This window comes from Mariprofundus ferrooxydans PV-1 (assembly GCF_000153765.1).
GTDB classification, from domain to species: Bacteria; Pseudomonadota; Zetaproteobacteria; order Mariprofundales; family Mariprofundaceae; genus Mariprofundus; species Mariprofundus ferrooxydans.
Genome location: NZ_DS022295.1, coordinates 566,887 through 579,858 on the forward strand (window position 1 = coordinate 566,887; position 12,972 = coordinate 579,858).

Genomic DNA, 12,972 nt, shown 5'->3' on the forward strand with positions numbered 1-12,972 from the left:
TCCTCATACGAGCCATTCACTACAGCCGCTGCATCCGCAGCTTGTTCCTGTAGTGAATAACTCTATTCGGCAAATCTATAAGGGGGAGTCCGAGGCGTTCACTTTTCAACTATCGTGCGGCGCTGGCCCGCCGCGCGATAGATATCGGTTCAAATATACCGGGGCAATTTTGATTCGGGCGTCCTGGCCCTCAGGGCTTACGCCCCGCCTGTTCAGGCGTCCAAATGACTCCTGCCATTTGTTTTGGTTCGTTCTTGTACGCACAAAGAATGAACAAATATCTCCCGTAACAATAGCAGGACAGGAAGCGTCACCAGCTCATCGTTACTAACGCCAGTTCCCGGACTACTTCCGCGATGAACCAAAAAAATGGAGCCGGGTTAAAAGAAACCGGGCTCCATTTTAACGATGCCTCAACACTGTTTAGCTTTTTAAGACCACCCGATAGTGCGCTTTGCCGCTTCTTACGCGATCAAGTGCCTCGTTAATATCGGCAAACTCATACATTTCGATCACAGGCTTGATGCTATGCAGTTTGGCAAACTCCAACATCTGCAACATGGTCGACGGGCTGCCTACCGGTGAACCTGAGATGGAGCGCTGGCCGCCAATCAGACCAAATACGCCGATATCCAGAGGCTCCAGTGTGGCACCAACAAAGTGCAGTCTGCCTTTAGGTTGCAGGGTGCCGAGATATAAGTTCCAATCCAGTTTCACGTTGACCGTCGAAATGATGAAATCAAAGCGACCGGCCGCACCGGCAATCGCATCTGCATCGCGGGAATTGAGTGTATCATGCGCACCCATGCTCAGTGCTTCATCACGCTTGGCATCACTGGATGTAAATGCTGTTACCTCACAACCCCAGGCATTGAGAAACTGCAATGCCATGTGCCCCAAACCACCTATGCCGATCACTGCCACCTTGTCGGTGGGTTTAACATCAAATTGAACCAGTGGATTAAATACCGTCACACCACCGCAAAACAGAGGTCCGGCAGATTCCAGATCAATGCCGGCAGGGATTGCCACCACACTATTGGCTTTGGCCCGAACCTGTTCGGCAAAACCACCATAATGGCCTATGATGGTGGCAGTCGCAGTGCCACACAGATTGTTATCACCGCTCTGGCATGGGTGACAGGTGCCGCAATAACCCGCATGCCAGCCGAGTCCAACCACCTGACCGATTTTCAGATGACTCACGCTGCTGCCTGTTTTTGCAATCTTGCCCACCACTTCATGACCGGCCACAACAGGGTAGGGCATTTCGCCCCATTCAGCGTCGATCACACTCACATCAGAGTGGCAGATACCGCAATATGATACGTCTATTTCAACTTCATCATTAGCCAGTGGGCCGGGATCGTATTCAAACGGTTTGAGTTCGCCCTTCGGCTCGAATGCTGCATACGCTTTAATCATGACCATCTCCTGATGTTGCTTTTATGCTTTCATCCTCTGCGGTTGTCGGACCAGCATGTGTTGCACATTTTGATAGTCGGATAAACATAAGTGTTCACCAGCTTCGTAGCAATCCCCGGGCGATAGCGAACCAGAGACATTGGGAGACATTGGGGTCAGGCATGAGTTATTGAGTTATTTCACCGGTAGTCTAAAATCATATCATGGCACGCAAACCAAGGATTCATGTTTCAGGCGGATTGTATCATGTCATGCTTCGAGGCAATGGGGGACAGGATATATTCTTTGCCCCGGATGATCGTTACCAGCTGTATTTTCTGATCCAGGAGGGGATAGAGCGATTCGGCCATCGGGTGCATGCATTTTGCCTGATGAATAATCATATCCACCTGGCAGTTCAAGTGTCCGATATTCCTCTTTCCAGAGTTATGCAAAACCTGGCTTTTCGCTATACACTATGGATCAATCGCCGTTATCAGCGCATCGGGCATCTGTTTCAGGGGCGGTATAAGGCATTGCTGGTGGACGGGGATAGTTATCTGTTGGAGTTGGTCCGCTATATCCACCTTAATCCTGTTCGTTCGGAACTGGTTTCACGACCTGAGGATTACGAATGGAGTGGGCATCGGGCTTATATCGGTGATGACAATATTCCATGGCTGACATGTGATTCGGTCCTGGCTCAATTCGGCAGCACGATACATGTCGCAAGAGGTCGATATGTCAGTTTTGTCATGGATGGAGTGAGTGGAACACATCGTCCGGAATTTCATCAGGGCGATGATGACTCACGTATTCTTGGCGAAGATCTTTTTGTATCTCGGGTTATGACTCAGACCGAGGAACCTGCGCCAATCAGAATTTCTCTGGATGAGTTGCTTATCTCTGTAGCTCAGGCCTTTGGCATTGAAGATACAGACCTCTCCGGGCCGAGCAGGAAAAGGAGTTTTGCCGAGGCGCGCGGAGTGGCTGCATGGCTTGCATCGGAGTTGGGTCTGCACCCATTAGCGGATTTGGCCCGTCGACTGAATCGTGATCCATCAGCATTAAGTTTGTTAACGAAAAAAACCAGAGAGCGCATGAAAAATGATCCCGAGTTTGAGTTGAAAGTAACCCGGGTAAAATTAAATCTGAGTTCAAACAACTCAATAACTCATGCCTGACCCCCGATTTTTCCATGCCTGATCCGCACTGACAACACTTGGGGGGCAAGGGTTGGAAGCGCAGGTTTACCATTAGACGGTATAAAACGTTACAGTTGGACGGGGCTGGTCGCCCAGAGGAGTGTGGATGCTCTATCAGCAGATAGAACGGATGTGGTGGAGTAGCAGGCGAAAGCCGAACCTGTTGCTGCGTGCTCTGGCTGCTGTTTATGCACCGCTATCGAGATTCGAGCAGCAACAACGCCTGAAGCAGGTTGTGACACCACCGATTCCGATGATTTCTATCGGCAATATTACCGTCGGCGGCAGCGGTAAAACGCCGTTTGTCCTCTGGCTGGCAGCCGAGCTGAAGCAACGCGGTTTCAACCCGGTGCTGTTATCGCGCGGGGATGGGGCAAACAATCAGACGCCGCATCTGGTTTCCGAATACTCCAAAGCGCATGAAGTGGGCGATGAAGCGGTACTGCTGTTCCGGCTCAGCGGTTGCCCGGTGATTGCCGGGCGGGACCGCATTGCCGGTGCCGGGCTTGCCGCAACATACGGCGATATCCTCATTCTCGATGACGGCTTCCAGTATCGTCAGTTGCAGCGCGTCTGCGATATTGTGCTGGTACCTGCCGAAGGGGTGGGGAACGGCTCTCTGTTGCCTGCAGGGCCATTGCGTGAGCCTCTGTCGGCACTGGGGCGGGCCGATCTGGTTGTCAGGAGCGGGGCGGGTGAGTTTACGCCGTTATCGAATAAGAAAGAGTGGAGCTGGTCGGCACATGCCGGTTGGGTTCGGGACTGGAATAGTCGGGCGGATATCCTGCTGGAGGCGTCCCGGCCCATCCATGTCGTTACCGGCATCGCGCGTCCATGGCGTGTGCTGCGGGATCTGAATGCACTCGGCTTTGAAGTGGCCGACCATAGCTGTTTTGCCGATCACCATGAATATTCCAGAGAGGATATTCAGCTGCTGTTAGAAACGAAGAAATCCATTGTGACAACAGCCAAGGATGCGGTGAAGCTGATGCCGTTCTGGCCGCAGGAGCGGCCGTTGTGGGTGTTGGAGCAGCGTGCTGAAGCAGAGGCAGGCCTGGCCGAAAGCATCGTAAAAGTCATCGAACCGGGAGAGGCCCGGAGCTTGAATTAATGTTGCGCCGACAGACAGGACGGGTATCAATTGCTTCAATCGCGGCCGGCTATACACTCCTCCAGCCGCATAAAGTGACTTAAATCCTGTGGCGATTATGCTTTCCAACGACAAGAGGTATCCATGGCCAAAAAGTATTATGTAGTATGGCAAGGCAGAGAGCCCGGCATTTTCAGCGACTGGATCAGCTGCAAAAAGCAGATCGACAAGTTTGCCGGTGCCAGATACAAGTCGTTCACAACACTGGCCGAAGCCGAAGCGGCATTTCATGGCGGCAGCGTGAAGTCTGCCTCCGGCAGTCCGGTGAAAAAGCGATCATCGAATCAAACGGTTAAAACCTATGATGCAGCCGAGATTGCAGCGATGAAGATCGATACAAAAATATTCACCGACGGCGGCTGTGAACCGAATCCCGGCAAGGCCGGTTCCGGCGTCGCGATCTATCGAAATAATCAGGTTGATGAGCTTTGGTACGGCCTGTTTAACCCTATGGGCACCAATAACACGGCCGAATTAAATGCACTGCATCAGGCATTGATAATGGCCGGGGACGAAATCGGCAGTAACAGGTCGGTGGTGATTTTTTGCGACTCCAAATATGCCATCCAGTGTATTACACAGTGGGCGGTAAACTGGCAGAAAAAGGGGTGGAAAAAAGCCGGTGGCGAGATCAGGAACCTGGAGCTGATCAAACAGATGTTTACCCTCTACCAGAGTCTGAAAGAGAAGCTGAAGATCCTGCATGTGAACGGCCATGTTGGAGTCGAGGGTAATGAGCTGGCCGACCGCATGTCGATTTTGGCCATTGAATCACGCAACAGAGATTTCACGCGTTATTCTGACAAGCTCGATATCGATGCACTGTTGGCCATGCGTGCCGGTTAATCGATAGAGAGCCGGACATAGCAGCTCAAACGACCTGATTGGTGGAGAGGGTAGGGGGAGTTTTTCCTCCTTCCGCGCTGCATCAGGGCAGCTCCCTGAACGTGCTGTAAAATAAAGCATTTTTCATCTATCCACAAAATCTGTGGATAACTTTGTGGATGAGTTTGCAAACCCCCCTCGTTTCAACGCATTCAGCGCCGAGCGGTCAAAATGATCAAAATTTATGCATCGAATAAAAGCTATAAATATCAATAGGTTATATTCAACGGGTAGAAGCATTGCAGATATGGCAAGCGACTGTTTTCTGTAATGATAATCAGAATCACAAAGTGGATAAGAATCGTTGAAATGACACGGTTTCAGGCCATTTGGCAATCAAAAGCTGATTTTTATTTTTCCTGTAACGTAAGCGAAAATACGACCGCACAGAATCCTCTACAATCAATTTAAAGGCACCAATCCATATCATGACCCCGTATCCTACATGCAAAGGCTTAAAATCGAATTTTAGCTTCGATGGCCAAACAGCACGTCTACAGGCCTGTAACAACATCTAATTGTTGGTCTTTATGATAAACAGTACTACAATAGGGACCAACACTGTTGTGCCGTCATATTGAACATATAGACCAACACCAAAAGAACCAACAAGCGGAGCAGTTCAGCATGGCTTTATCTGATGAACAAGTGAATGAAGCGTCGATTCCCGAGGGTAAGAAGCAGCTGAAAATCAGCGATGGCGGGGGACTCTACCTGCTGGTAAAGCCATCCGGTCGCTACTGGAAGCTTGCTTATCGCTTCGACGGGAAACAGAAGTCGCTGGCACTGGGGGTATATCCGGCTGTGAGCCTTGATGATGCACGCCAGAAGCGGGAGCAGGCCAAGTCTCTGCTGGCAGATGGCGTTGATCCGGGGGTTGTGAAACAACAGCAGAAACGCCGTGCGGTGGCGACCGAAACAGTGACAACTCAAACGTCTGTGGAGTCGCCAGAGCCAGAGCCGGTTCATGCAACCGGCCAGCTCGAGCTGGCACTGCATCAGCAGCCGGTTGCAACTCTCAGCCGTGAGGATCAGGCCCGTATAGAAGATCGGCGACTGCGCATTCTGCAACTGCTGGTAAAGGAGAATGCATATACGGTGAACGAGCAGTTATTACAGCAATCGCTCGATGCACTCGGCCATAAAGTCTCATCTGACCGGCTGCGTACCGATCTGGCATGGTTATATGAGCAACAGGTGCTACTGCTCGAAACCGACGGGCTGTGGATCGCTCTGTTAACCAGAAACGGCCTGGAAGTGGCCGAGGGCCGCATGTGGATACCCGGCATTAAACGTCCTGAACCACTGGCATAGTCGGTTTATCATGTTTCACATGTTGGTTCTTATTGTAGGGTGAAGTGAAAAAGAACCAACACGGCGTACTATACATCTCTTTTAGACCGACATAGCCTGATATTGAGTGCGTTGCCGATATTCGTCACTATAGGGGGATGATGTATCAGACGATGGCATTGCCGTTATCGACGGTGAAGGGCGTGGGACCTGCGCTGGAAAAGCGCCTGCATCAGCGCGATATCCGTACGCTGGGCGATCTGCTGCTGCATCTGCCGAAGGATTATATCGATGACAGGCAGCTTAGCCCGATCGCGCAGCTTTGTGACGGCGTATCAGCCCGCATACAGGGACGCATCCTGACAAAGGAGGCACGCGGTTACGGCAAGAAGCGGCAGGTTATCATTCTGCTGGCCGACGATTCGGGCCGGATTCGACTCAATTTCTTTCATTCCGGTTATATGATGAGCGATGCGCGGCTGTCGGAGGGACGGGAGATTGCTGTGCGCGGCGTGGCCGAGCGATGGCAGGGACAGTGGCAGATGACTCATCCGGAGTGGTGTGTGTCCGAAGCGTTTCAACCGGGATACCAGCCTGTTTATCGTGCGCTGGCCGGCCTCTCCGGCAAACGCATTGCCACTCTTATCCGGCAGGCATTAACGCTGCTGCCGGTTGCCGCCTCCAGCCCGCTGGATGCAGTGCTGGCCGCTACAGCTTCACCCTTGCGGCAGGCACTCAGAGAGTTGCATCAACCGCATGATCTGGATTCAGAGGCGCTCAATCGTGCAGCCGTACGATTGAAATGTGAGGAGTTGATTCTCTATCTGCAACTGATGCGGGAGAAGAAGCGACAGGCTGATTGCCCTGCTGTCTCACTGCAGGCAGAAACGAGTAGCCGCCTGATGCATCAGAGTCTGCCGTTTGAGCTCACCGATGCGCAGGCTTCGGCCTGGTCCGATATCTCTACTGATTTAAACTCCGGCAAACGTATGCACAGGCTGTTGCAGGGGGATGTGGGAGCCGGTAAAACATGGGTGGCGGCACTGGCCATGATCAAGGCGGCCGGCTGCGGATATCAGGCTGCGCTGCTGGCGCCAACCGAGGTGCTGGCAAAGCAGCATGCAGAAACATTGCAGGCGCTGTTTGCCCCGCTTGGCTTCACAATCAAACTGCTAACCGGCAGCACCCGAGCCAAAGAGCGGCGTGAATTGCTGGCGGAGCTTGGCAGCGGTGAATTAAAACTAATTGTCGGTACGCACGCGCTGCTGAGCGAGGATGTGGTATTCAATCATCTGGCGCTGGCGCTGGTCGATGAGCAGCACCGATTCGGCGTGCGTCAGCGCTGGGGTCTGGCCGATAAGAAACGCGACGGCCATCAGGCGGTACACCTGCTCGGCATGACCGCAACCCCGATTCCGCGTACGCTGGCGCTGGCACTCTATGGCGATATGGATCTCTCGATCATGCGCGGCATGCCGCCGGGGCGTAAACCGGTGGAAACGCGTGTTATCGCTTCGGATAAAATGAAATCTCTGATTGCCGGTATGCAGCGCATACTGGATGCAGAAGGGCGCATCTACTGGATCGTACCCCGCATTGATGAGGATGAAGACGGCCTCTCGGTCGATCAGCGGGTAGAGCTGCTCAAGCGCTATTTTCCCGATGCCAATGTGCTCGGGCTGCACGGTCGCATGAAATCCGGCGATAAAAACGGTGCACTGGAAGCTTTTACAACCGGGGTATGTAAAATGCTTGTCTCCACCACGGTGGTGGAAGTGGGTGTGAATGTACCCGAAGCGCGCCTGATCGTGATCGAAGAGGCTGAATCCTACGGTCTGGCCCAGCTGCATCAGTTGCGCGGGCGGGTAGGGCGCTCATCGGAGCAGGGGTATTGCATGCTGATTGCGGGCGATGCTGCATCTGAAGGCTCGCGGACACGATTAAACCAGATGGTAAACACGCACGACGGACTGGAGCTGGCCGAAGCCGATCTGGCCCTGCGAGGCAGCGGTGATGCGGTCGGTACCCGTCAGCATGGTGATGCGGGCTTTCGCCTGCTCAACATGGCAGAGGATGCGACCCTGATTCGTTACTGGTTTGAAAACCTGCCCGATTTCGATCCCGGCGAAGAGATGCAGCGCTTCTGGCGTCCCTTCGCTGAATCGACAGACTAAGGCCCATCTGCATCAGGCTTTCGCATACTCATCATTTGCTTTCACTGTTGTCCGGTTAAGCATTGATGAGGCACATTTGTCGCTGATTTATGGCGAATCGTCGCTTTGGCGGCGGTGGGGAATCAGCCAGCAATTCGAGCAAGTTTCGTCGCTGCATGAGGTTGACGGAAACGAGTCTCGCCAGTTGTTGCATGGATCGGCTTGCAGGCAGGATCCTTCTTGCCATGTGCAGCAGCAGATAGGCGATCATGGCAATGATAATCTGGATTTTGACAGCGTTCTCGGATGTGCCGATGAAGCGTTTGATCTTCAGGTTCTGTTTAATCCACCTGAAGAACAGTTCAATTTGCCAGCGCTGTTTGTACAGGGCTGCGATGGCTCCGGCGGAGCGCTTCAGGTCATTGGTGATAAAGACAAGCTTCTTGCCATCTTCCTCATGCACGAAGCAGATGCGGCGCAGGATGGTCGGACATTCCTTCCTGCCTTTGGCCGATGACAGACGGATATGCTGGTCTTCCAATACACCGTCATCTGATACAGGGAGCGTTGCCACTACCTCGAATTCCGCGTTGCGCTTCATGCGGCTGACGAAGCGGATATCCCTTTGTGTCAGGTCATGGAACCATGCGTAATCGTTGTAGGCCCTGTCGAACACATAAGTGGCGCCGGGCAACAGGGGCATGTGCTCCGCAGCCTTCTTGTCATGCTTTTTGGCTGCGGTGATGGAAAAGAAGGTGGGAACCTGCGCATCAGGGTCATACACCGTATGCACCTTCACGCCCGATTTGCCGGTGCGGAAGCTCGCCCATTCAAACTGATGCTTGCACAGGTCAATCGTCGTGGAGTCAATCAGCCGAACGGCATCCTTGCGGTGGATGCCCTTGCCGCGAAACTGATGCAAAAGCCAGTAAAACAGCTCCAGATACATGCCCGCAGAGCGCTTCACATTGGCATCAGCAAGCGTGGAACGCCTCACCGAGCCTGCTCCCAGGTGATAGTGCCTGCTGGCGTGACTTTCCCATGCCGAAACCACATCCCGCAGAGACTGCCGGGAGCAAAGCTGCGCATAGAGCATGACGCAAAACTGCGTCCAGCAGGACAAACTGCGGATACGCCTGTCACCATCATAACGCCTGACAACCTCCTCAAAACGGTGACGCGGAATCACTCTGAGCAATTGATGAAAAACCGTGTTAGCATGCTTCATGGTCTGAATTCTCCGGGGCGTAGATTTGCTGTCTCAATCACAATAAATCTACCATATCCCTTGGGAATTCAGACCTTTTTTTATCCCTCCGGATTCCTTAACCGGACAGCCGTGATTTGCTTTGTAATAAAACGTGCAGCGGATCGACCTATGGGTGATTCCAATCCGTTTATCAGGAGAACAGAGGCATGCATGCCACATTACCCTTACTGACAGAGAGTGACTTTCCGCCCCTTCATCGGGGCAGGCTGGAGACGCTGCAGGTCAATCTCGGTTATCTGTGCAATCAGAGTTGTTTGCATTGCCACGTCAATGCAGGACCGCGGCGAACCGAAATCATGAGTGAGCAGACAGTACAGCAGGTGCTGGATTTTCTGGCGACACAGCAGATTACAACGCTCGATCTGACCGGCGGGGCACCGGAGATGAATCCTCACTTCCGCTATTTGATTGGCGAGGCAACAAAACTGGGTGTGCGGATTATTGATCGTTGCAACCTGACGATTCTGGAAGAGCCGGGCTATGAGGATATGGCTGCCTTTCTTGCACAACACCGGGTTGAGGTGGTTGCATCATTGCCCTGCTACCTCAGTGATAATGTCGATGCCCAGCGCGGCAAGGGTGTATTCGAGACCAGTATAGCGGCACTGAAACAACTCAATGCCCTGGGCTATGGAATCGAAGGCTCCGGGCTGACGTTGACGCTGGTGTATAACCCGCAGGGAGCCTGCCTGCCGCCATCACAAGACGAGCTGCAAGCCGCTTACAAGCGAGAGCTGCGCCTGCGTTACGGCATTGAGTTCAACCAGCTGTTTACGATTACCAATATGCCGATAAAACGTTTTGGTAGCACATTGATTTCCCGTGGTGAATTCGCCAGTTACATGCAGTTACTTAAAGAAGCATATAGTGAGGAAAACCTGTCCGGAGTCATGTGCAGAAGCCTGATCAGCGTCGATTGGCAGGGGTTTGTATATGACTGTGACTTCAACCAGATGCTGGAGCTGCCGCTTGCAGGCAAACATGGTAATAGTACGCATTTGTCTGAATTGATGCATGAGGATATGCAGGGGCGGCCGATTGTGGTGATGGATCATTGTTATGGCTGTACAGCAGGGCAGGGATCGAGTTGCGGAGGTGCACTCGATGCATAGAGCAGAATGGCTTTCTGATGATAGAGTATGCACCGTGCTGCAAAACGATGAGAGACGATTGGAAAACAAGGAAGGTATTGCATGAGTGTTCAGGCAGACAATGTGCGTCAGCACGTACGTAAATCATATGCCGAAGTAGCCGAGGCCAGCAATGAAGGCGGCTGCTGTGGCGAGGTATCCAGCTGCTGCGGTGTGTCGGATGATGCGGCAATCAATACGCTGATCTCCACCCGTCTGGGCTATTCGGAAGATGACCTTACCCGTGTACCGGAAGGCGCCGATATGGGATTGGGCTGCGGTAACCCGCGCGCAATTGCCAGCCTGAAGGCGGGTGAAGTGGTTATCGATCTCGGTAGCGGCGGCGGCTTCGATGCATTTTTGTCTGCGCATGAAGTAGGCGAGAGCGGTCACGTGATCGGTATCGATATGACACCGACGATGCTATCGAAGGCTCGGGCCAATGCGGAGAAGGGACGCTTTACCAATGTGGAGTTCCGACTGGGCGAGATCGAACATCTGCCGGTTGCCGATAACACAGCCGATATCATTATCTCCAACTGTGTGATTAATCTCTCACCGGACAAACAGCAGGTTTTCCGGGATGCGTTCCGGGCACTGAAACCGGGAGGAAGACTGGCTATATCCGATGTAGTTGCTACAGCCGTGATGCCGGATGAGATGAAAAATGATCCGATTCTGCATGCCGGTTGTATGGCCGGCGCTTCGCTGATCGAAGAGCTGGAGTCGATGATGACGGAAGCCGGATTCACGGAGATTCGTATCGAGCCGAAAGATGAGTCCCGCACATTTATCCGTGACTGGGCTCCGGGGCGGGGCGTTGAGGATTATGTTGTGTCGGCCTACATCGAAGCGGTAAAGCCGGGCTGCTGCTAACGGCTGCTGATATTCGTTGTATTGGCCAGAATAATATGGCTGCGCGTGTAGTTTAGCGCGACTTCCTCTACATCACTGACCTTGAATGCCGCATGCCTCTCTCCCTGTGAGAGCATGAATATCATGCCTCTGTGAATACCCGGGTCAGGCAGAATCATGATGCGTTTGCGCTCCTGCTGACGGAGCAGGACCGGCCAGGTGCGCCTTGCTTCGGCATCAGACCCGCCACCGGGCATTACGGCAACAGCCAGATGATAACCCTCGGCGAGAAATGCGATGCCTATCTGCTGCTCACCGGGTTTTACAACCTTGATCCAGCTTACCACCCCCAGCCGTTTCAGAGGAGGGATGCATTGGGGATTTTTCTGATCAAATGGCAGATCCGGTGCATCATGCTCGGGCAACAGCCACTGCAGACCGACCAGCGCACCGACAATCAAGGGAATTGCTCCTGCATTCACCCGCTCCAGACACAGGCCGCTCGTATGCAGGTTGGCAATACGCCAGCTATGATCGCTATTTTCAGCCGCTGTCAGTTTCTTCTCTACACCGTCATCGCTGTGAAATGCATCGCGTATGGCTCTGGCTGCATCCAGCTGCAGCACTACCCGGGCATTTATCCGGTCACCGCGCTCCTCTTCACTTCTTTTTTCTCCGCTTAGCGCATTCAGTATAGCTCTGCAGCCGAGCAGGGTATTTTCCAGCTCGTGTTCGGTATGCAGTGTCTGTTTCTGCATATCGGGTTGATGCAGTACAGTGGATGCATGATGCGCCGCCATTTCCAGACGCTCTGTGAATGGGCCTGCCGGAATCATGATTGCATCAAAAGCGGGGGGCTCGTTGAGCTCTGTACAGGTGGTCGCCGGATCATTCGGACGATTCAGATTTGTCAGCAGCAGCGGGGCGGTGCAAGCGGCAGGAGGTGTAGATCCCTGCCGAAAAAAACAGGGTGTCAGCAGACCCACATGGTACTGCATCTCCAGCCAGATCCTCTGCTGCATCGCCGGGGTATGGGCAAACAGATCCAGCTTGCGCAACAGTTCATGATTGCAGATAGCCTTATACAAACGAGACACTGAATCTGCCGGCAGATCAACAGATGCGGCTGCTACATCCAGCCCCAGTCTGGCCAGATCGAAAAACTGGCGTGTCGCCAGAATGGACTGGCCATGATACTGCTCTAGCGAAAGTCGCAACAGTTTTACCGACAACTCAATGGCATTGGCCACCATATCGACCAGAACAGGGTAATAGTCCGGTGCGCTACGTGCTTTCTCCTGCACAAGCACCACACCGATTTTATGCGCATTCAGAACAGCGGCGGTCATCTCTCCGTCAAACAGGTCCAACTCCTGTTCAAAACGGTTTAATACCTTCAAGCGGAATTTCAGCGGGATATGGGGATTTGAGTTGAGTCGCCCCAGGTAGCTCTTCATGCTCTTGCGCAAATTGTTTGCTTCCAGCGCATTGGCAGAGAACGCCAGCTGAGAGAGCCTGCCTTCAATATCAGTAAACGGGAGGATCAGTGCATCGGTCAGCAGCTCAGCCCTGCCCAATTCCAGCCGCTGCGGATGCAGACGAAGTTCTGCACTCAATTCCAGCGGCG

Annotated in this window: 10 protein-coding genes; 7 read left to right on the top strand and 3 right to left on the bottom strand. The window is 53.1% G+C overall.

From position 1 onward, the window contains the following. Window positions 1–423: 423 nt before the first annotated feature. Window positions 424–1,425, bottom strand: coding sequence for an NADPH-dependent aldehyde reductase Ahr (gene ahr, locus SPV1_RS09590; protein ID WP_040881800.1), 1,002 nt, complete (start codon window positions 1,423–1,425; stop codon window positions 424–426). A gap of 203 nt (window positions 1,426–1,628) precedes the next feature. On the opposite strand from ahr, the gene SPV1_RS09595 reads away from it, so the two are divergent. The 5 genes from SPV1_RS09595 to SPV1_RS09615 all read left to right on the top strand — a co-directional run bounded on the left by SPV1_RS09595 (window position 1,629) and on the right by SPV1_RS09615 (window position 8,111). Continuing rightward, window positions 1,629–2,588 (top strand): transposase, encoded by a 960-nt coding sequence (locus SPV1_RS09595; RefSeq protein ID WP_040881802.1) that lies wholly within the window; start codon window positions 1,629–1,631, stop codon window positions 2,586–2,588. Window positions 2,589–2,715: 127 nt separating this feature from the next. After that, window positions 2,716–3,720: a tetraacyldisaccharide 4'-kinase gene (gene lpxK, locus SPV1_RS09600; protein WP_009850987.1), complete on the top strand. Its 1,005-nt coding sequence runs from the start codon at window positions 2,716–2,718 to the stop codon at window positions 3,718–3,720. Between the two features lie 123 nt (window positions 3,721–3,843). Next, window positions 3,844–4,605: a ribonuclease H family protein gene (locus tag SPV1_RS09605; RefSeq protein ID WP_009850988.1), complete on the top strand. Its 762-nt coding sequence runs from the start codon at window positions 3,844–3,846 to the stop codon at window positions 4,603–4,605. A 666-nt stretch (window positions 4,606–5,271) separates the two neighbouring features. Continuing rightward, window positions 5,272–5,958, top strand: coding sequence for an Arm DNA-binding domain-containing protein (locus SPV1_RS09610; RefSeq protein ID WP_009850989.1), 687 nt, complete (start codon window positions 5,272–5,274; stop codon window positions 5,956–5,958). Between the two features lie 137 nt (window positions 5,959–6,095). Further along, complete coding sequence (locus tag SPV1_RS09615; protein WP_009850990.1) at window positions 6,096–8,111, top strand: ATP-dependent DNA helicase RecG; 2,016 nt, start codon at window positions 6,096–6,098, stop codon at window positions 8,109–8,111. A 55-nt stretch (window positions 8,112–8,166) separates the two neighbouring features. Here the strand turns inward: SPV1_RS09615 and SPV1_RS09620 are convergent, their stop codons facing one another. After that, complete coding sequence (locus tag SPV1_RS09620; RefSeq protein ID WP_009849287.1) at window positions 8,167–9,318, bottom strand: IS4 family transposase; 1,152 nt, start codon at window positions 9,316–9,318, stop codon at window positions 8,167–8,169. A 188-nt stretch (window positions 9,319–9,506) separates the two neighbouring features. Here SPV1_RS09620 and arsS point away from each other — a divergent pair, with 188 nt between their 5' ends. Next, on the top strand, window positions 9,507–10,472 hold the full coding sequence (arsS, locus tag SPV1_RS09625; RefSeq protein ID WP_009850991.1) for an arsenosugar biosynthesis radical SAM (seleno)protein ArsS: 966 nt from the start codon (window positions 9,507–9,509) through the stop codon (window positions 10,470–10,472). 81 nt (window positions 10,473–10,553) lie between these two features. Then, window positions 10,554–11,366 carry an arsenite methyltransferase gene (locus tag SPV1_RS09630; RefSeq protein WP_009850992.1) on the top strand — a complete coding sequence of 271 codons (813 nt, stop codon included), beginning with the start codon at window positions 10,554–10,556 and terminating at the stop codon, window positions 11,364–11,366. Here the strand turns inward: SPV1_RS09630 and SPV1_RS09635 are convergent. Beyond that, window positions 11,363–12,961 carry a hypothetical protein gene (locus tag SPV1_RS09635; protein ID WP_009850993.1) on the bottom strand — a complete coding sequence of 533 codons (1,599 nt, stop codon included), beginning with the start codon at window positions 12,959–12,961 and terminating at the stop codon, window positions 11,363–11,365. The two genes, SPV1_RS09630 and SPV1_RS09635, sit on opposite strands and share 4 nt — an antisense overlap. Window positions 12,962–12,972 lie beyond the last annotated feature (11 nt).